Source organism: Comamonas resistens (genome assembly GCF_030064165.1).
Taxonomy (GTDB): Bacteria; Pseudomonadota; Gammaproteobacteria; order Burkholderiales; family Burkholderiaceae_C; genus Comamonas; species Comamonas resistens.
Map to the genome: position 1 here is coordinate 2,287,947 of NZ_CP125947.1, position 19,478 is coordinate 2,307,424.

Consider the following 19,478-nt stretch of genomic DNA (forward strand, 5'->3'; position numbering starts at 1 on the left):
GTGGAGAGCAAGTGCCAAATCCAAAGATTGTGATTTTGGGAACCGGTGGAACGATTGCCGGTGAGGCTGCAGAGAGCACGCAGGGCGTGGGTTATAGGGCGGGGCAGATCAGTGTGCAGGGGCTGATTGCAGCCGTGCCGGATTTGCCACGTATTGCTGCAGGGCGCACCGGCGCGGTGCTGGATGCCGTGCAATTGGCGCAGGTGGACAGCAAGGACATGGACTGGGGTGTGTGGCGCACGCTGCTCAAGGCGACGGCACAGGCGCTGGATGACGCTGACATTCAGGCGCTGGTGATCACCCATGGCACGGATACGCTGGAAGAAACGGCCTGGCTGCTGCAGGCCGTGCTGCAGCCGGGCAAGCCCGTAGTGCTGACTTGCGCCATGCGGCCCGCCACATCGCTGCAAGCCGATGGCCCGCAGAACTTGCGCGACGCCGTGGCCGTGGCCGCTGGGGGGCAAGGAGGTGTGTGGGTCGCCGCTGCCGGTGAAGTTCATGCTGCGCGGCAGGTGCTGAAGGTTCACCCCTATCGCTTGAACGCCATGCATTCTTATGAAGGCGGGCCATGCGCTTATGTGGAAGAGGGGCGAGTGCGTTGGGTGGCCGCCCCTTCTGCCGCTTGCAGCGCCTGGGCGCAGGCAGACCTGCTGGATCTGCTGAGCTGTGACGAGCTGCCCTGGGTCGAGCTTTTGCAGTCCGGTGCAGCGCAGGGTGCGCGTGCTGTCAATGCGTTGGTGGGGGCCGGTGTGCAGGGCCTGGTGGTGGCGGGAACGGGCAATGCCACCGTGCATCATGAGTTGCAACAGGCGCTGCTTCGCGCGCGGGAGCAGGGGGTGATGGTTTGGTGCGCGACGCGTTGCCTGGAAGGACAGACGGTGGGCCAGGGTGAGCCCGTGGCCGGCGACGCAGGCGAGGCCGGCCTGATGGATGAGATCAAGGCTCAGCTTTGCCGGGCTGCAGACCCGCAGATGCTGGATTGCGTACTGTTGCCGCCCAGCAAGGCACGGGTGGCGATGATGCTTGAGCTGCTCAGAAGCTCCTGAAGCCATAGCTTCACTCGCTTGCCGTACCTGACGCGGACAACAAAAAAGCACCTGGGCGGTGCTTTTTTGGAGTGGTGAATTCACTGCGGTTTACTGGGCCAGGGCCTTCAGTGCACGCTCGGTGATTTCTTCCACGCTGCCCAGGCCGCTGATTGCGCGGTACTGAGGGGCGCTGGCAGCGTCTTGCTTGGCCCAGTTCTGGTAGTAATCCACCAGGGGGCGTGTCTGGCTGCTGTACACGTCCAGGCGCTTCTTGACGGTTTCTTCCTTGTCGTCTTCGCGTTGAACCAGGTCTTCACCGGTCACATCGTCCTTGCCTTCCACTTTGGGGGGGTTGAACTTGACATGGTAGGTGCGGCCCGAAGCGGGGTGGCTGCGGCGGCCGCTCATGCGCTCGATGATGGCCTCAAAGGGTACGTCGATTTCCAGCACATAGTCCAGTTTCACGCCGGCAGCCTTCATGGCGTCGGCCTGGGGGATGGTGCGAGGAAAACCGTCAAACAGGAAACCGTTGGCGCAATCGGCCTGGGCAATGCGTTCCTTGACCAGATTGATGATCAGGTCGTCGCTGACCAACTGGCCGGCATCCATCACGGCCTTGGCTTGCAGGCCCAGGGGCGTGCCAGCCTTGACGGCGGCACGCAGCATGTCGCCGGTGGAGATTTGAGGGATACCGTACTTTTGGCAGATAAAGGCGGCCTGAGTGCCTTTGCCGGCGCCGGGTGCACCCAACAAAATCAGTTTCATGGAAATCCTTGAGGAGAGTAGAAATTCTTGCTGGCCAGAGCAGGCGGGTGGACGCCTGTCAGCCTCGGGCCGTATTTTTCGCGGGCAAGGATAGCACGCACAAGACCAACACAGGCTTACACGCCATAGACAAAACTGTCACAAGTGCGGCCACCTTGGGCTTGTTCATCGTCGCCAGCACGACTGTTGTCGTTGTAACGCAGGCCTGCTGGGCTGTGCATGTGCTGTTCGGACTATGTAAAAGTATAGCTGTCAGCGCTTGACCAGCTTGAGATACCTGGCAAAAAGATACCAGGTCATCTGTTTTGGGCAGGTCAGGGGGCTGGATGCAAAATCGGGGTTTGCCCGAGGGCCGCCAACAAGGGGCTTGTCGAAGAGGAGTCTGCCTGCCGCAGGCAGATTCATTGCTTCAGCTGGCGAACAGGGCGCGCACGCGCTCCAGGTCTTCAGGCGTGTCCACGCCAGCGCCGGGTGCGTCGGGGGTGATGTGTACGGCGATCCGATGGCCGTGCCACAGCGCGCGCAACTGCTCCAGCTGCTCCATGGCCTCGGTGGGAGCGGGAGCCAACTGCGGGAACTCACGCAGAAAACCGGCTTTGTAGCTATAGATACCGATATGGCGCAGCGGGGTGAAGCCGGTATGGCCAGACTTGGCAGTTGCCGTCTTCCACCATTCTTCATCGGCGTGGTCGCGCGAAAAGGGAATCGGTGCACGGCTGAAATAGCTGGCCAGACCATTGGCGTCGCAGACCACCTTCACCACATTGGGGTTGCGGTAGTCGGCCAGAGTGTCAATGGGATGGGCGGCCGTGCCCATGCTGGCTTCGGGGCGGGATAGCAGCAGCTTGGCCGTGGCGTCGATCAGCAGCGGGTCGATCAGGGGTTCGTCGCCCTGGACATTGACAACCACATCGTCACCGCTCAGCCCCAGCTGTTCGCAGGCCTCGGCCAGTCGGTCGCTGCCGCTGGGGTGGTTCTTGCGGGTCAGGATGGCTTCAATGCCGTGCCGAGCGCAGGCAGCGACGATGCTTTCGTCATCACCTGCGACCACGCAGCGCGCAGCGCCCGCTTTGGCGGCGCGCTGGGCTACGCGCACGACCATGGGCAGACCGCCGATATCGGCCAGGGGCTTGCCGGGCAGGCGGCTGGAGGACAGGCGGGCGGGAATCAGTACCGTATAGGACATAGAAACAGGAAACAGCTCACAGAGGACTGGTCAGAGACGGCCAGCAAGGGCCGTCCCCCTTCGAGGGGAAAGACGCGAAGCGACTCAGGAGGCTTCGTCGATTTCGTCATCGGTCAGGGTGCGGGCTTCGTTTTCCAGCAACACGGGAATGCCGTCACGCACGGGATAGGCCAGGCGCGCGCTGTGGCTGATCAGCTCCTGGCGCTCGCGGTCAAAGCGCAAAGGGCCTTTGGTCACGGGGCAGACCAGCAGTTCAAGAAGTTTGGCATCCATGGGAAAGTCCTGCAATCAATGAGTGGTGCAGCCGGTCGGGCTGCGAAATTTCCGAAAACTGGCGCTAATGATAGTCAGCGATCAAGACCTTCCGGGGCCTGATGGGCAAACCGCGGCCAGTCTGGCGTCGAGCAGGGCCCAGAACGCATGGGGCAGCTGCAATTGCAGCGGCACGGCCCAGGCATCGGGAAAACTGCGCCAGAGTTTGACCGCATCTTTTTCCGTACAAATCAATGCTGATCCATTATCCAGCTTGCGTGAGAAGCTCTCGAAATCATAGTGGTCCGGTAGTGCCTGGGTGGCGTCCAGCGTCAACCCCTGAGCCAGCAGCATGGAGAAAAAGGATTCCGGCCGGGCCACCGCGGCCACGGCCTCCACGGGGCGAACCGCCAGATCGCGCAGAGAGCGGCTCTCGCCCCGCCCATTGCGCGCGTGATCGGCCAACTGCCGTCGCAGCGCAAAGGCTGGTGCACTGCCTGTGGGTTGGGGCGCTTGGCCAGCATACAGCGTGGCGGTCACATCGCGGGGCCAGGGTTCGCGCAAAGGGCCTGCGGGCAGCAAAAAGCCATTGCCCACACCTTCGTCGTTGAATACGCACAGCTCCACATCGCGGGCCATGGTCAGATGTTGCAGGCCATCGTCGCTGACCAAAATGTCGACCTGCGGATATTTTTCGCGCAGCGCGCGGGCCGCATCCAGCCGCTTGGTCGCCACGAAGACGGGCGCACCCGTGCTGCGGGCCAGCAGGGCGGGCTCGTCGCCGACCTCGCTGGCCGGGCTGTCCGGCAGGGCTTCGCGGCAGTCGTCGGTCTTGCGGCCATAGCCGCGCGAGAGAATGCCCGGCGTCCAGCCGGCAGCCTGCAGATGGGCGACAACTGCCTGCGTCACGGGCGTCTTGCCCGCACCGCCGGCAATCACATTTCCCACCACGATCACAGGCAGCCCCGTGCTTTGCTGACGCCGGCGCATGCGCCACGCGTTCCAGCCCTGCAGGCCGCCATAGAGGCAGGAAAGCGGCCACAGCAGCCATGCGCCCAGCCCCCGCTTGCGCCACAAGGCACGCAAGCCTTGGGAGGATGGACTGGAGGAAGAGGAGGTCTGAGGCATGGGGGGCGGTTTCAAGCCTGCCGATCATACGGCTTGAAAGCCGTGAAAAATGGCAGCTGACGCTCCCTGCTGCATGTGGTTTGCTCGCCCCAGCGAGAAGGGCGCTTTTCATCTTTCGGCAAGCCAGCGATGAAAAATGGCCCCCACGCTTCCTCGCTTCGCGTAGTGCGCTGCCCCCCGAGGGGGTGTTTTTCACCTTGGGGCGGCCCGGCGATGAAAAAAGCCGCCAATCGGTGAATTGGCGGCTTGCTAGCGGCTTGATGAAGGCTGGCTTATTTTGCCTTGCCCGCAGAGGCCGAAGACTGTGTCGCAAAAGTAATCTGCGACAGTCCTGCACGGCGGGCGGCTTCCATGACGGTCACCACCGACTGGTGGGGAGCGGTGGCGTCGGCGCTGATGATGACCACGCTGTCCTTGCCTGCAGCGGCCGCGCCCGACAGTGCGGAGGCCACGGCTTCCATGGTGCGGTCGTCCAGAGCCTGCTTGTTGACGGCGTAGCGACCGTCGGAGGCCACGGCGACAATGATTTCCTTGGGCCGGTCGCGCTGCTGCTCGGCGTCGGCCACGGGAAGCGTCAGCTCCAGCTCGGTGAACTTGCTGTAGGTGGTGGAGAGCATCAAAAAGATCAGCACCACCAGCAGCACGTCGATGAAGGGGATCAGATTGATCTCGGGTTCATCACGGTGGCGGGGACGGAAGTTCATGGTGAGCTTTCCGCTTACTTGACCAGCTTCAGACGGGCCAGATGGCGCACGAACTGCTCGGAAGCCAGCTCCATGCCCAGCAGATAAGCATCCACGCGGGCGCGGAAGTAGCGCCAGAAGATCAGCGTGGGAATGGCCACGATCAGGCCGAACGCCGTGTTGTACAGCGCGATCGAAATACCATGTGCGAGCTGCGCAGGGTTGCCGCCGCCCACGGCACCGCCGCCGGATTGGGAGCCGAAGATCTCGATCATGCCGATGACCGTGCCCAGCAGGCCCAGCAGAGGGGCGGCCGAGGCGATGGTGGCCAGGGCGCTCAGATACTTCTCCAGCTTGTGGGCGGCCGCACGGCCTGCGCCTTCCATGGCGGCGCGCAGCTCGTCTTCGCTGCTGTCCGGATGGGCCTGCAGGGTGCGCAGGCCGGAGGCCAGCACATCACCGAGTGCCGAGCTTTGGGCCAGTTGCTGAGTGGTCTCAGTATTGGGCAGACTCCTGGCCGATACCGAAATCGCTTCATTGAGCAGATTGGGCGGTGCGACCTTGCTGGTCTTGAGAGCGGCGAAGCGCTCAAAAATCAGGGCCAAGGCCAGAATCGAGCAGGCAATCAAAGGCCAGATAGGCCATCCTGCGGCTTGTATGATCGACAGCAACGTTGCTCTCCCTCGTCGTTCGAAATTGCAGTCGGCGATTATGACCCAGCCCCGCGCTGCCTCAGCCTGTATTTGTGCTGTCGATGGCCTTTGGTTTGCGCCAGCGCAGCAAGACGAGGTGCTGCCGGCCCATGGGCGCTGGCACCATGCCTTCGGCTTGCTTTTGGATGGTTTGGCGCTTCTATAACACAAAATTCTGTGGATAACTTTGTGCGCTAGTGCGTCTGCTCGGCTCGGGTACCGCAATGTTCAGCGATGTGTGACAACTGTGTCGCGTGTGTGAATGGAAATAAACCATTGAAAATCAAATATTTGCGTTTTGTTTTTGCACTGATCTCTGAAGCGGGGCCGACTTTGTCAACGAAAAGGCTGGAGGCCGACAGCTGTGGAAAAATCCGGGCTTGCCAATCCTGCCCGACATCGCATGAATTCAATGTTTGAAACTTCAAAGCCAATGACTGCGCCACATGTGTGGGATGTTGGGGCTCTATGCCACGCCATTGGTGATGCTTTGCAGGCACGATTCAACCCCGTGGCGGTGCGTGGGGAACTCAGTGGTTTTTCGCGCGCAGCCAGCGGGCATTGTTATTTCAACCTCAAGGACGCCAGCGGCCAGATTCGCTGCGCCATGTTCCGCCGTGCAGCCGAGCATGTGGGTTTCTCGCCACGCGATGGCGAACTGGTCGAGGTGCGTGGGCGCTTGGGCATCTATGAGCAGCGCGGCGATCTGCAACTGGTGGTTGAGACCATGCAGCGCGCGGGTCAGGGCGCGCTGTTCGAGCAGTTTCTGCGTCTCAAGGCTCAGCTGGAGGCCGAGGGTCTGTTCGATGCAGGGCGCAAGCGCAGTCTGCCGCCGCTGCCGCGCGGCATCGGCGTGGTGACTTCGCTGGGTGCGGCGGCTTTGCATGACGTGATCACGGCCCTGCGCCGCCGCGTGCCGCATATTCCCGTGGTCATTGTTCCGGCCCTGGTGCAAGGTGCGCAGGCGCCGCAGTCGCTGGTGCAAGCGCTATCAAAGATGTATCGTTTGGCGCAGGCTGGGCAAGCGCTGGACGGTGATTTGGCTCAAAAAGCGGGCCAACCCCTCATCGACACCATCCTGCTGGTGCGTGGCGGTGGCTCGCTGGAAGACCTCTGGGCTTTCAACGACGAGCAACTGGCGCGCACCATTGTGCAAAGCCCCGTGCCGCTGGTCAGCGGCGTGGGTCACGAAACCGACTTCACCATCGCCGATTTTTGCGCCGACCTGCGCGCGCCCACCCCCACGGCTGCGGCCGAACTGGTGGCGCAGCCGCGCGAAGTCTGGCTGGGAGCTCTGGGGCTGATGCAGGACCGGCTGGACAACGCGGTGCAGCGCATGCTGGATCGCCAGGCCCAGCGCCTGGATCTGGCTGGACAGCGCCTGGGCAGGCCCAGCCAGCAACTGGCACGCGAGCAGTTGCAGCTCTCGCGCCATGCCCAGCGCCTGCGTCATGCCATGCTCATCAAACTGCAGCATAAAGCGCAGAACCAGCAAGCGCTGGAGGCCAATTTGCCACAAATTCTGCAGCGCAGTCTGGAGCGGCAAAAGCAGCAATTGGAGCGCATGGACCTGCGTCTGCAGTTGCTGGACCCGCGGCTGGTGCTGCAGCGCGGCTATGCCTTGCTGACGGACGACGGCGGCAAGCCCGTGACCCAGGTGGCGCAGGCGCCGGCCGGCAGTGCGCTCAAGGCGCAGCTATCCGATGGCTCGCTGGATCTGGTCGTGACCCCGCCGCGCCTGCTATAGGGCTGCAGGTATCGGTGAGGTGGCTGGAGCCGGTAAACCCCTTGGTGCAGCGCAGCTTCTACATCAGTTCTCTTTTGCCAAAGAGGCGCCCAATGCTGGCAACCCCCATAGGCATAGGCTGCAGGTGGTGAGCGAATGCTTTGGCTGCGTCACGCAATAGTCTTGTTGAACGGCGACCATGGGCTTATTTGTTCCTACAATGGCCCGGTTGGTGCAATACTTGACGGCTGTAGTACAGCAATATGCCCGCCGCACCAGCGGGTGCTCAAGCAGACACCACGGCTTTATCGCCCGCGGCTTCGCCTCTTGTCGATGCGATGCCGGACCACAATTTCAACCACGAGGAAAACCATCATGGAACGCACTCTGCCACCACTGCCTTATGCCATCGACGCCCTGGCTCCTGCCTACAGCCAGGAAACTCTGGAGTACCACCACGGCAAGCACCACAACGCTTATGTGGTCAAGCTCAACGAGCTGCAAGTGGGTACCGAGTTTGAAAACATGGAGCTGGAAGAAGTCATCAAGAAGTCTTCCGGTGGTATCTACAACCAGGCCGCCCAGATCTGGAACCACACTTTCTTCTGGAACTGCATGACCCCCAATGGCGGTGCAGAACCTACGGGCGCCCTGGCTGATGCCATCAACAAGAAGTGGGGCTCCTACGCCGAGTTCAAGAAGGCCTTCGTGGCTTCCGCCGTAGGCAACTTCGGCTCCGGCTGGACCTGGCTGGTGAAGAAGGCTGACGGCTCCGTCGACATCGTCAACATGGGCGCCGCAGGCACTCCCCTGACCACCGGCGACAAGGCGCTGCTGACCGTGGACGTCTGGGAACATGCCTACTACATCGACTACCGCAACGCACGTCCCAAGTTTGTCGAAACCTTCTTCGACAAGCTGGTGAACTGGAAGTTTGCTGAAGCCAACTTCGCTTAATTGCTGGTTGGCAGGCAGCGGCTGTTGGACGGCCGCAGTCTGCCCGCACGAAAAGGCTCGCTCATGCGGGCCTTTTGTCATTTATAGGGCTGCGATTTCTGCATGCCATGGTTCCAGTGTTGGCGTTTACCACTTGCCTACCGGCACGTAAGCGATCACCAAGTTTGACCAATCGCTGACGAGCCCGGGCCTTCGCACCTGGTGCGCAGGCTGTTTTCATTGACCGAAGGCTCAGGCTTTCGATATGGTGCTCCCTTTTGTCCAGGTTTCGAGATAAAGAGGGAGAGCTTTTGATGCAGCGCCGGATGAAGGTTGCGGAGTCCGTCCGCAGCGCACAGACATTGCCCGCCAAACGTATCGGACTGGTGTGCGCCACCACCTTGCTGCTGGGCGCTTGCACTGGTGTGCCGGCGGGCAAGGCTGGCCAGGCCAGTGATGCGAATCTGCAGGTCTCGGCCCTGGAGGCCCAAGGGCCGCTGCAACTGCCCTTTGACAGCGCCTATCGCTGGCTCAACTTTCCCATGTATCACAACGATAGGGCGCATGCCGTGGACCTGGGCGCCTTGCGCTGGCGGACAGATACCCTGCTGCAGACGGCGAGTCGCTACCCGCTGCATGGTGGCGAATCCTGGCCCAGGGAACTGTATGACCGCGCCTGGTATGTGTATGCCAAACGCCTGGTCGATTGCCAGACCGGCCACGATGCAGAGATCAGCGAAGCACTGCTGGATCGCAATGGCGAGGTGTTGCTGGAGCGTCCCGCCAAGTCGACTCCCCGCATGATAACTGACAGGCGTGAGGGCGCCAATCGCTGGCTGGGCAGCTCGGAAATAGGGCTGGCCTGCCTGGCTGCGGGCGACCCTAAGCTACTTGATCAGCGCCGTGAAGCCGCGCGCAAGCCTGCACCCAGGCTCAGCCATTTGCCCATCTCGGCGCAACTGCAGGACGATGCCGGGTTGCTGCGGACCAAGCTGAACTTCCAGATCGATCAGGCACAGCTGCAGGCGGTCAAGTCCCGGGGCGCATCGGCCATGCTGGCCGATATCGCACGCCAGCGTGTGCAGTGGCAGCGCGAGCTGCATGGCCCGGGGTCGGAGCCCGGGAATACCGTGGTGCCCTGGTCCGATGCTGCCACTCGCCAGGCAATGGAGGACAGAATCAATGCGCGCCATACCTTGCTGCCCTTCAAGGCATTGCCGAACGGTGAATACGAGCGCTGGGAAGATGTGCGCAGGCCCGAGCCCGTGCCCAAACCGCCAGAGGGGATGGATGCGCAAGCGTTGAGAGATGCCGAGGTCGTGGCACTGCGGCGCGGCAGCTGCCTGTCAGGCTCGGCGCTCAGCACGCAATACCGCTGGTATGGCTGGCGCAGCGGTGAACTGCTGGGCGAGCGCGCGGCAAGTTTCGATGAAAGCCTGGCCAGCATTCAGCCTGCAGATAACTTCTGTCAGCAGCTGAGGGCACTGGCTTCCAGCATGAATGAGGCACAGGACGAGGATTCCAGCGGAAATGGGTTTTTTGCCCAGGTGCAAAGCCAGATAGAGCCACTGATGAAAGCCGAGCAGACACCCGAGGTACGGGCCCGGATTCTGCTGACGCTGCGCAAGCTGCAGACCCTTGATGAGGTGCAGCAATGAACACAAGCCAAGTCATGCAAAAAGATATCAGGGGACAAGCCGCTCCAATTGAACTCGGGCGCCCGGTTGCCCATGCTGTACGCCAGTTGCTGGTGGGCCTCGCCGCAGGCAGCTTGCTGTACGTTGCTGCAGGCTCTGTTCAGGCGCAGGAAGAGATGGGTCAGAGCTGTCTGCGTCCCGTGCAGGGCACGGTGTCTGCCATGGAGGAAGTCTGCGCTTTCTCGGAAGGTCTGGCCGCTTTCAAGCTCAATGGCCTATGGGGCTATATGGACCGTGAGGGCAGGGTGCAGATTGCGCCGCAGTTCAAGCAGGCCAAGGCTTTCTCTCAAGGGCTGGCGCCGGTTTTGGAGGTCAAGGCCCGCAAGAGCGAGGATTGTGGTTGCGAGCAGGACGATGATGGGCGCTGGGGCTTTATCGACGCTCAGGGACAGTGGGCCATAGCGCCGCAGTTCCATGATGCCGCGCCTTTTTCCCAGGGGTTGGCTGTCGTGTCCTGGCCCGTCAAGGGCGGGATCGACATGGGGTTTATCGACAGCCAGGGGCGACCTGCCATGTCTGCACGCTTTTACCGTGCGAAGTCCTTTGTGGGTGACAGGGCGTTGGTCGAGCCCAGCGAAGGCGCGCAGGCTTTTGTCACACAAGGCGGCCAGCTCTTGGCTTTGCCCAAGCCGCCAGCCGGCCTGCCGTCCGACACGCGGGTGCATATCACCCAGGGCCGTGCGCAGCCGCAGCGCTGGCTGGCCGATCTGGAGGTGCCTGCGCGCTCCATCAGCAAGCAGGGCAAGGTGTTGCCCTTGACACGGCAGCAGCGTTTCGAGGATCCGGTTTCGCCCGAGGCGGCTGTCATCTCGGTCTTTCAGGATCAATGGCGCAAAGGTTTGATGCACGAAAGCGGTCGCTGGTTGCAGCCGCCGGAGTTCAGCCGTCTGGGCGATTTTGAAAATGGCGTGGGTATTGGCGTGCGCGAGGCCAAGGCCAAAGCAGTTGTTCAGTCTGCCCGGCCTGGGGGCACTGGCCATGCTCAGGCCATCACTCGGCCTGCGCCGCCTTCGGTGGGAGGCGGTGCTGGCGAGTATTTCCTGGTCAGTGCCGCAGGCCAGCTGCTGACGCCGGCCTACGCAGAAATCCGGCGTGAGCGCGGTTTTTTTGTCGCCAAGAGCGGTGCCGGCAGCGAAGTCTTGCTGCTTGGTGCGCGTGGAGAACGTCTGTCCACGTTGAACTGCCAGAAAGATAGTTACTACCCGGCGCGTGCATTGACTACGGGCGCGGGGGGCTGGAGTGTGGTCAACACCTGCGATGGCCAGCATTGGGTGCAGAGTCCCCAGGGGCGCAGCTGGTCTGGCACCGGTCAGGTGGAGAGCCTGCGCACGACTGCGGATATGGCGCTGCTGCGTTTCAAGGACGATGCCCAGCTCTTCAACCGTCAGGGCAAGGCGCTGTTGAGCGCCAGCATGCGTAGCCAGCTCAAGGGGCTGGAGCGAGTCTGGCTGACGGCGGATGAGCAGAATACTGCAGCCAAGGCCACGCGCCCGCTGGCGGTTTTTGCGACCTATGTCCGCGGCAAAGACGGCAGCAGCGAACATGCGCACTACGCACTGACTGCCACTGAGCGCTGGGTGCAACTGCCAGCCGCGCGCAGTGTCGAGTGGTACACCCCGCGTGATTCTCAGGAACATGCCCCACCCGTTGTGCTGCGCACGGACGAGGGCATGGGCGTGATTGATGCGCAAGGGCGCTGGCTGGTCAAGCCCGAACGCAACCGCAGCCTTTTCTCCATGGCCGGTGGTTGGGTAGGGCAGCGAGGAAAAGCATCCCAGCCTGATCTGCTGTGGAATGCGCGTGGTCAGCAAGTGGAGGTCAGTCCGGGCATGCGTGCCCATGCCGTGGCTATGGGCCTGAGCTGGCTGGAGCTGGAGGGGCGCTGGCAGCTGCTGGATGCGCAGCAGGCGCGTCTGCTGCCGCTCGATGGCCTGGATGGTGCGCAATTGCTGCAGGTAGCGGGCGGGCAAGTCATCATGAGCAAGCCTGCGCCGGGAGGTGAGGAAGATGAAGAAGGTGTGCAGGGGCGTGGCCTGCGCGCACTGTACTCGCCAACGGGGCAGCGCCTGTCGCCCTGGCTCCGGCTCGATTACCTTCAACCCATTCTGGACGACAAGAAGGTGCTGCATGGCTGGGTAGGATCGCGCTCCGACGAGGCAGCAGGCAGCTATTCCATGCTGCTCTCGGCTCAGGGCAAGCCGTTGACGCGCTGGCTGTCGCTGAAAATGCGGCCCGCCGAAAGCGAGGCCCTGGTGCTGTTTGGCAATGGAGACGGGCAGGGGGTGATGACGCCGCAAGGCAAGGTTCTGCTGCCTGCGCTGAACGGCCAGGTTTCCATGGCCAAGCATCACTGGATCAGCGCCAGTGAAGGTAAATGGAAAGGATTGCTTGACGATCAGGGCCGCTGGCTGGCGGTGGTTGCCGATAGCCGCGGGTTTGATGCCCTGGCCAATCACAACGTGGCGCGGCTGGGCAGTGCCTATGAAGGCGATGGAGCGCTGGATCTCAATGGCCGTCACACCCGTCTGGTGCAGGTCCCGGAGCTGGCGCTGGACGCAACGGCTTTGCCTCCCAAAAAATGGCAGGTTGCGCCCTCGCCGCTGCCGGCTGCAGAACAGCTGGCCGTGGATGATGGGTTGCCGCTGAACTGGTTTGTGCAGGGCTTCGGCAAAAACGCTTCGGTGAGAGACATGCAGGGCGTGCCAAGACTGCAGGCCGCTGCCGATAAGAGCTCGCTTCAGGTACTGCCCGGTTCCGTGGCGCGCCGTGTTGAAGTGCAGGGCGGTGACGATGAAAACGACAGTCGCCGGACCGAGCTGCTGGATGCCAAGGCCCGGCGCATTGCCATCTTTGACGACGCCAGCCTTTGGGCCAACGGCGAATCCCGTCTGAGCCTGCAAAGCCTGCAGCAGCTTCCGGCAGAGCATCCACTGGCTCGCCCGTTGCTCAGACGGCAAAAAGCCGGCGAGCAGGGCCACAACCAGGCTGCAGCCGGCAGTGAACCTGCACAGGAGCTGCAACTGAGCCTGGTTGACGAGCGCGATGGCCGGATTCTGGGCGGCCGCTTTGACGCATTGGGCCAGCTGCGTGAAGGCCGCGCACCTGTCAGTCATATGGGCAATCTGGGTGTGACGGATGCGCAGGGTGAACTGGTGGTGCAAAGCGCCTGGCGCTGCGGCACCACGGCCGTGCTGCTGGACAAGGCGGGAGAGATCCGCTGGCCGCCCGAGCTCAGCGGCAAGGCCGGGCAGGCTTGCGCCAAGCCTTGAGTTCAGAAAAGGGTTGAGGGTGTTTCCTTTGCCCTCCAAACGTTTTGATGACTGGCTGACCGGGACCATGCAAGCGGAGCCGCAAAAGCGCAACCAGCGATTGTGCAACTGGGATCTGGTCCCGGCGGCGCGCATCGCCGACCTACGCAAGGAGCATCTGCTGCCGCTGATGGTGGTGGTGGGCTCTGCCGAGAAAGAGCGGGCCAGCCGGGTGTTTTACGAAGAGGTCTTCATGGACTCGGCCTCGGTGTCCAGCTGGCGCCTGGGCTGAGCATGTTGTGAGAGCTGCATGAGTCAATCCTGGTCCAGCAGGCCAAGCAGAAATTCTTCGCGATCCTGGTCGATGCTGTCTGCTGCTGCCTGCAGATAGGCTTCAAAGCTGGGCGCGATCCACTGTATCTCGTCGGGGTCGTGCACATAGGCAATGACCTGCCCCGCAGTCCCTTCGGCGCCGGGATGTCTGTCGACCAGCAGCACGATGTCGCCATAGAAGCTGGCAAAAGGCAGCCAGCCTGCATGCCACCAGTGGCCGGTAAGTCGCTTGTCGGTGCTGGCCGGTCCGGCCAGATCCCACATGCGCTGGGCGCGCTTTGCCATGCTGCGAGCCTGAGCCAGGGCCTGCCTGGGTGTCAGAAATTCCAGTGCATCCACAAAGCCGGGGCGCTGAAACATGGGTTGTTCACCGTTGCTGCCCTCGGTCATGCGCCACAGCGCAGCCAGTGCCGGGTCCAGTGGGCCCAGGGCCATAGTCAGCTCAGCCAGATCGGCCTCGGTGGCAGATCGCTTGCGCTCAAACGGCAGGTGATATTCGGCATACACGGCCTGGAGGTGTTGCAGGTATTGCTCGGAGGTCATGCAGTTTCTCAAGAAAAAGTACCCGCCTGAAGCGGGTATGGGAGCAAGGGTTTCCGCATTGAATATGCCGGTTACCCTTGCCAGTTTTGCGTAGGCAGCTATGCTTTTTACTTGAGCTTGTGGCCGCATTCACCGCAGAACACATCGTCTGCCGACACATGCGCGTGGCAGTTGGGGCAGCTTGGTGAAACAGCAGCCTGACGGGCTTTTTCCTCGGCTTCGGCCTGAGCTTTGAGGCGTGCGGCTTCTCGTTCAGCTATCTCGCGCTCGGCTTGCAGCCGGACTTGCTCTTGCTGGCGGGCCTCGGCTTCAGCCTGTTCGCGCAAGCGCTGCGCTGCGGCCTGAGCCTCTGCCCGCTCGCGGGCGGCCTGTTCGGCAGCCAGTGCCTGTTCACGGGCAGCGCGCTCTGCGGCTTCAGCTTGTTCTCGCAGGTGGGCCTGCTCGGCGGCTGCCTGGGCTTGTACCTGCTGCTCTGCGGCACGTTGTGCTGCGGCTTGTTCTTCTGCACGGGCTCGTGCTACTGCTTCAGCTTCTGCAGCGGCGCGCAAGCGGGCGGCTTCTGCTTCTGCGGCGACGCGGGCACGTTCGGCGGCCATGGCTTGCTCGCGCGCCATCGATTCGCCTTGAGCGGCATCCATGGGGGCGGCTGGTGAGGCACCCGCGTTGCTTGCAGCGATTCCTGCTGCAGCTGCCGCAGCGGCGCCATAAACCGTGGGCTGATGGGCTTCAGCGCTGTTGTAGGAAGCCGGTTCAGCTGCCGATGAGGCAACAGGTGGAGGGGCTGCGGAATCATCGACTGTCCTCTTGGCAGACAGGTCCTGGGCCGCCTGGCGGGCACGCTCCTTGGCCTCGGTGGCTTTCTTGCGTACATCGCCCATGAAATCGTCGAGCACATCTTCAGCCTCGGAGTGGTCGAGGTTGCCGCGCGCCTGTAGGTAGATGAGGTTCATGCCCATGATGCCCACCTGGGTCACCAGTGCACCCACCACGCAATACAGCACGCCCAGGCCTGCCATCAGGCCCCAGGTGTTGCCGCCGGCGTACAACATGCCCAGCGGGCTGACGCCGCGTCCACCCATGCCTGAGGCGGCCATCGCCATCATGGCGTTGGAGTCTCCCATGATGGAGGCTCCGAGGGCGGTCAGCGAAAAGCTGGCCGGCACCAATCCCGCAAACAGCATCACGCCGATCAGCGACAGGATGATGTAGAGCACCACCTCCATGAGGACCACCTCGATGAGGCGCTTGCGGGCGATGGCAATCACATTGCCCATCGCTGCCTTGACGGGCATGCCGCTCCACAGCGCGGGCGCCATCAGCGGGCCGATGACCCAGATCAGGGCCACCAGTGCAGCAGCAAACACCAGCACCAGAACGGGGTGGGCGATGAAGGCAATGAGGCCGCCGATGAAGGGAATCTTGCCGATGAAGTAGATGACTGAGGCCAGCAGCATGTAGACGATGAATGCCGCCATCATGGCTAGACCAATGAGCAGAAACTTGGGCAGGCACAGCAGGCCAGCCGATGCCGCCGCCGCAAAGGAGCGCACGGGCTGCTCCTTGGCCTTGTCCATGAGCATGATGCCGACGCCGGAAAAACCGCCCATGAGTACGACAAATGCCAGCAGCATCATGACCAGGGCCAGAATGCCTGCCACATTGAGCGCCAGCCATTGGCCGAGAGTGATGACCACGCCCGTGAGCAGCAAGGTCAGAAAAGCCAGCAGCAGCGGCCGCCATTGCGTCAGGCCTTCGGCGGCGCGGGCCAGCGTGCCGAAGCGGATATCTCCCAGTGATTGAACTTCTTTCATGTACCGTCCTGTTCTAGGGTGGTTGATGTTTTTCGAGTCGGGGCGGTGCGAGTCCCGCCTGGCGCGCAGGCTGCCCGAAGGATCCTGGTTCAGAGCTTGCCGCGAATCTCTCCCGCTTCGATGGTGTAGCGCTCGATGCCCACGGGCAGGCCGCTGTCCACTTTCTTGCGCACGTTCACGGGCTTGCCGTTCTTGGTCTGCGTGGTGCCGGAGCTGGTGTTGACGCGGCCCGCGCTCACATCGGCGTCGGCTTGCTCTACCAGAATGGTCGAGGAGCCGCGATTGTCGGCCAGTTCGTTGGCAAGGTCCTTCAAGGAGTCCATGGCACGGGTGTACTCACCGCGACCCTTGGCTGCCAGCGGCATGTCCACGCTGAGAGAGGAGAAGGCCTGCAACTGGCTGGTCACACCGCTTTGTCCATCGGTGATGGGTACGGGCCGGGTGCGCAGAGGCCCTGCCACGGAGCGCTGACGCACGGGCAGCTTCTGCATGGCTTGAACAGCTTGCTTCTGCAGCTCGGCAGCATGGGCTGTTTCCTGATCCAGCGCGGCTTGCAGGCGGGCAAAGCGTTCGTTCTGGCTGCCGGCGGCCGACCCGGCTGGCGTTCTGGCTCCACCCGTGGTGACAGGGCCGCCGCAGCGTGGATCGGGCGAGCTGGTTACGCGCGAGAGCATGCAGCTGAAGGAGGTGGAGGCTTCTTCCATCGTGGCGCAGCCGCTGATCAGGGCTGCGGCGCAGCTTGCCGCGGTCAGCTGTGCCCAGCGGGCGATTCTGTGGGTTTTCATGGCTTTTCTCATTCAGATCAGTCCAGCAGGTCGTCCAGCGTGGGAGAGCCGCTGCGCACGGCGGGGCGTGATTGGGGCTTGGCGGGTCTTGCCGGAGCGGGGTTGGGTGCAACTGCCGTGTCGGGCGAGGGGCCGGCAGGGCTGACGATCACTTCGGGAATGGCCGGGGTTGGCGCCGGTGAGCTGATCGTGGGCTGTGCTGCGGGAGGCGCAGCGACATCCACATTGTCCGCAGGCGGGTCGATGGTGACCACGGATGGGTCGTTGGCAGGAAGCGGCGCATTTCCTGCGCCCTGAGGACCCACGAGGGCATCGGCCTTGGCCTTGTCCTCTGCGGAGATAGCGTTCTTGTCGACGGGCGCGGCAGAAGAAGAGGGCGTCTGGCTTGCGCTGCCGCCCATGCCGGGGAAGGCCCCCATATTCCTGGCCAGCAGCACGCCTGCGCCAATGGCGATCAATATCAGCACCAGAACCAGCCACTTGATCCAGGACTGGTTGTGCCTGGCGGGCTCCTGCGGCATTGCTGGTGCGTTGTGAGTGGCGCGAATATCGCGCAGGAATGGCGGCGGAGGTGGCGGGTAGCCGGCGTGGTCGGAGGGCAATGCGGGCGCCGGGCGCAGAGGCTCCGCCGTCATGGGTTCTATGCGTGGCGGCTCGGTGCTGCTTGTGCTGGTCAATGATGCCGGCATCTTCGGTACCGGTTGAGACGCAGCCGTCGCAGCGGCCCCCAATCCAGCAATGGCTGGTGCCGAATCTGCCAGCGCCGAATCTGAAAGCGCAGCCGGGGTGCTTGAAGGCGCATTTGAGGTAGAAGCCTCAGCGGATGCGGCTGATGGGGCGTTGGCGTTCGCTGGAAAGGAATTGCCGCACCTGGGGCAGAACTTGGCCAGGGGCTTGCAGACGGCCTGGCACAAGGGACAGTTTTTTTCGGCAGCAGTCGTTACTGTGGCGGCTGCGGCACTCAGATCAGAAGTGGTGGTGGGCGGTGTTTGTCGGGTGCCACAGCGATTACAGAATTTGGCATTCGCAGCCAGTGCGTTGCCGCATTGAGAACAGTTCATTGTCTGCAATAGTTAAATGATGTTGCGGGCGATGAGCGGGCCTCAACGAAAGAACCGTCCCATTCTGAGCTGCATCTTAATGGTGCATTGCCGGACGGTGGAGATTGCCGCCGCATCAGATTGTCAGCAAATGGCCGCACAGCAGACTCATCGGCAAGGGGAACACTGCGCATGAGTGCCGTTTTGCGCGGATATCGTGGCCGTGGGCTGACCGTCATATCCACAAGGCGATGATTTTTCTGGAGATTTGAGAGTTTTTCCCTGGACCATGGTCAGGCCGAACGGGGCCTCATCGGTCCTGTATTTTTCAGAAGGAAACAACAAAGAGTATGGGCGAAAGCAATTCATATTCATCTTCGGCTGTTTCACTTTGAAACTGCAGCCTGGGTGATTATTGGGCCTGCCGTTGCAGTGTCAGCACTTCGATATGTGGCGAGATGCCCAGCCTCACGGCAAAACCGGCCCACAGGCCTGCGCCCGAGCTGACGATAAGGCGCATCTTGTCCACCTCATAACTGCCACGCACAAAGCCGTTGTTCACCGGCGCCACCAGCAACCTGTCCATGCCACGGATCAGGCCTCCGTGGGTGTGACCTGAGATTTGCAGATCAACGCCGTAATCTGCGTTGTCCCGCGCGAACTTGGGCTGATGGGCCAGCAGCACATGAAAGTCGGCCTTGGCCACCGTGGCCTGTTTGGCGACGGCCGCCACATCGGGGGCGATGCCTTCGGGTACGCCCGGTTTGCGGTTATAGGGAGAGGTGCGGCCATAGACGGGATCACCGATGCCGGACAGGGCCAGCTTCGCTCCGTCCACCTCGATCAGCTGCATGCGGTTTTCCAGCAGATTCAAACCCAGCCGCTGAAACTCGGCCATCCAGCTGTCGTAGCCGCTGTAATACTCGTGATTGCCCGGTGCAACCCAGACGCCATAACGCGCATGCAACTGAGCCAGTGGCGCAATATTCTGACGGCCGCTGGCTATGTCGCCGTCCACCAGATCACCCGGCAGCACGATGAGATCTGGCTTGGCGGCCAGGGTGCGGTCCACGATGGTCTGCACATAAAGCGCATCGTTGACAGGGCTGGCATGGATGTCGGCCAACACGGCAATGCGCAGCCCTTCAAGCCCCTGGGGCAACTGTGACAGAGGTACATGCACTTCCTTGACCCGCGGCGGTTGCAGGGCGTTGTATACGCCCAGGCCAGACAGGGCAGAGGTCAGAACCAGAGCCGCCAGCGTAGGCGCCGCGCCATGGGCCGCGCCGCTCCAGCGGGGCTTGCCCAGCAGCTTGCCGGCCAGCCAGACACCGTCGCGCAGCAGAACCAATACCAGCAGCATGAGCAAGGTGGCCAGCACCCAGCCTCCGGGCACCTGCAGCGGGGCGATGGTGGTGTAGGCCAGCACACCGGTCTGTGCAGCCTTGAGCAGCAGAGCCGGAAAAATGCCGACAAGCGCTGTCAGCAGCACCAGAACGATGCGGGTGAGCCGGCTCAGACGGCAGGGCCACCATAGCCAAAGAGCGAGTAAGGGGATGAACAGCGTGGCAGACACAACCATGGGAGAACAGGCGCAGAAAAGCAGAAATTCGAAAGCGGAAGGC

Annotated in this window: 17 protein-coding genes and 1 pseudogene; 6 read left to right on the forward strand and 12 right to left on the reverse strand. The window is 62.5% G+C overall.

Features of this window, described 5'->3' with window-relative positions:
* Positions 1 to 11: 11 nt before the first annotated feature.
* A complete protein-coding gene (locus tag QMY55_RS10730) occupies positions 12 to 1,046 on the forward strand; it encodes an asparaginase (protein ID WP_283488571.1) in 1,035 nt (344 codons plus the stop codon).
* A gap of 90 nt (positions 1,047 to 1,136) precedes the next feature.
* On the opposite strand, the gene adk is transcribed toward QMY55_RS10730, so the two are convergent.
* The 6 genes from adk to QMY55_RS10760 all read right to left on the reverse strand — a co-directional run bounded on the left by adk (position 1,137) and on the right by QMY55_RS10760 (position 5,713).
* Positions 1,137 to 1,793 carry an adenylate kinase gene (adk, locus tag QMY55_RS10735; RefSeq protein WP_283488572.1) on the reverse strand — a complete coding sequence of 219 codons (657 nt, stop codon included), beginning with the start codon at positions 1,791 to 1,793 and terminating at the stop codon, positions 1,137 to 1,139.
* Positions 1,794 to 2,202: 409 nt separating this feature from the next.
* On the reverse strand, positions 2,203 to 2,979 hold the full coding sequence (gene kdsB, locus QMY55_RS10740) for a 3-deoxy-manno-octulosonate cytidylyltransferase (RefSeq protein ID WP_283488574.1): 777 nt from the start codon (positions 2,977 to 2,979) through the stop codon (positions 2,203 to 2,205).
* Positions 2,980 to 3,063: 84 nt separating this feature from the next.
* Positions 3,064 to 3,252: a Trm112 family protein gene (locus QMY55_RS10745; RefSeq protein ID WP_283488575.1), complete on the reverse strand. Its 189-nt coding sequence runs from the start codon at positions 3,250 to 3,252 to the stop codon at positions 3,064 to 3,066.
* 81 nt (positions 3,253 to 3,333) lie between these two features.
* Complete coding sequence (lpxK, locus tag QMY55_RS10750; protein WP_283488576.1) at positions 3,334 to 4,359, reverse strand: tetraacyldisaccharide 4'-kinase; 1,026 nt, start codon at positions 4,357 to 4,359, stop codon at positions 3,334 to 3,336.
* 272 nt (positions 4,360 to 4,631) lie between these two features.
* Entirely contained in the window at positions 4,632 to 5,063 is a 432-nt protein-coding gene (locus QMY55_RS10755; RefSeq protein WP_283488577.1) for an ExbD/TolR family protein, read from the reverse strand.
* A gap of 14 nt (positions 5,064 to 5,077) precedes the next feature.
* Entirely contained in the window at positions 5,078 to 5,713 is a 636-nt protein-coding gene (locus QMY55_RS10760; protein WP_283488578.1) for a MotA/TolQ/ExbB proton channel family protein, read from the reverse strand.
* A gap of 433 nt (positions 5,714 to 6,146) precedes the next feature.
* On the opposite strand from QMY55_RS10760, the gene xseA reads away from it, so the two are divergent.
* From xseA to QMY55_RS10785, 5 genes are all read left to right on the forward strand, one after another.
* A complete protein-coding gene (xseA, locus tag QMY55_RS10765; RefSeq protein WP_283488579.1) occupies positions 6,147 to 7,481 on the forward strand; it encodes an exodeoxyribonuclease VII large subunit in 1,335 nt (444 codons plus the stop codon).
* Between the two features lie 354 nt (positions 7,482 to 7,835).
* Positions 7,836 to 8,417 (forward strand): superoxide dismutase, encoded by a 582-nt coding sequence (locus QMY55_RS10770; protein WP_283488580.1) that lies wholly within the window; start codon positions 7,836 to 7,838, stop codon positions 8,415 to 8,417.
* A 293-nt stretch (positions 8,418 to 8,710) separates the two neighbouring features.
* Positions 8,711 to 10,054: a hypothetical protein gene (locus QMY55_RS10775; protein ID WP_283488581.1), complete on the forward strand. Its 1,344-nt coding sequence runs from the start codon at positions 8,711 to 8,713 to the stop codon at positions 10,052 to 10,054.
* Complete coding sequence (locus QMY55_RS10780; RefSeq protein WP_283488582.1) at positions 10,051 to 13,362, forward strand: WG repeat-containing protein; 3,312 nt, start codon at positions 10,051 to 10,053, stop codon at positions 13,360 to 13,362. The genes QMY55_RS10775 and QMY55_RS10780 overlap by 4 nt, the downstream gene beginning before the upstream one ends.
* 28 nt (positions 13,363 to 13,390) lie before the next feature.
* Positions 13,391 to 13,633, forward strand: a complete 243-nt coding sequence (locus QMY55_RS10785) for a class III extradiol ring-cleavage dioxygenase family protein (RefSeq protein ID WP_283488583.1) — start codon at positions 13,391 to 13,393, stop codon at positions 13,631 to 13,633.
* Positions 13,634 to 13,656: 23 nt separating this feature from the next.
* Here QMY55_RS10785 and QMY55_RS10790 read toward each other — a convergent pair whose 3' ends face one another.
* The 6 genes and pseudogenes from QMY55_RS10790 to QMY55_RS10810 all read right to left on the reverse strand — a co-directional run bounded on the left by QMY55_RS10790 (position 13,657) and on the right by QMY55_RS10810 (position 19,435).
* Positions 13,657 to 14,217 carry an SMI1/KNR4 family protein gene (locus QMY55_RS10790; protein WP_283488584.1) on the reverse strand — a complete coding sequence of 187 codons (561 nt, stop codon included), beginning with the start codon at positions 14,215 to 14,217 and terminating at the stop codon, positions 13,657 to 13,659.
* Positions 14,218 to 14,324: 107 nt separating this feature from the next.
* Complete coding sequence (locus tag QMY55_RS10795; protein WP_283488585.1) at positions 14,325 to 16,028, reverse strand: zinc-ribbon domain-containing protein; 1,704 nt, start codon at positions 16,026 to 16,028, stop codon at positions 14,325 to 14,327.
* A gap of 89 nt (positions 16,029 to 16,117) precedes the next feature.
* A complete protein-coding gene (locus QMY55_RS10800) occupies positions 16,118 to 16,813 on the reverse strand; it encodes a hypothetical protein (protein WP_283488586.1) in 696 nt (231 codons plus the stop codon).
* A 17-nt stretch (positions 16,814 to 16,830) separates the two neighbouring features.
* Complete coding sequence (locus QMY55_RS10805; RefSeq protein WP_283488587.1) at positions 16,831 to 17,448, reverse strand: hypothetical protein; 618 nt, start codon at positions 17,446 to 17,448, stop codon at positions 16,831 to 16,833.
* A gap of 240 nt (positions 17,449 to 17,688) precedes the next feature.
* Positions 17,689 to 17,874 (reverse strand): annotated as a pseudogene (locus QMY55_RS24840) (double zinc ribbon domain-containing protein); the annotation flags it as partial.
* A 391-nt stretch (positions 17,875 to 18,265) separates the two neighbouring features.
* A complete protein-coding gene (locus QMY55_RS10810) occupies positions 18,266 to 19,435 on the reverse strand; it encodes a metallophosphoesterase (RefSeq protein WP_283488588.1) in 1,170 nt (389 codons plus the stop codon).
* Between the last annotated feature and the right edge of the window lie 43 nt (positions 19,436 to 19,478).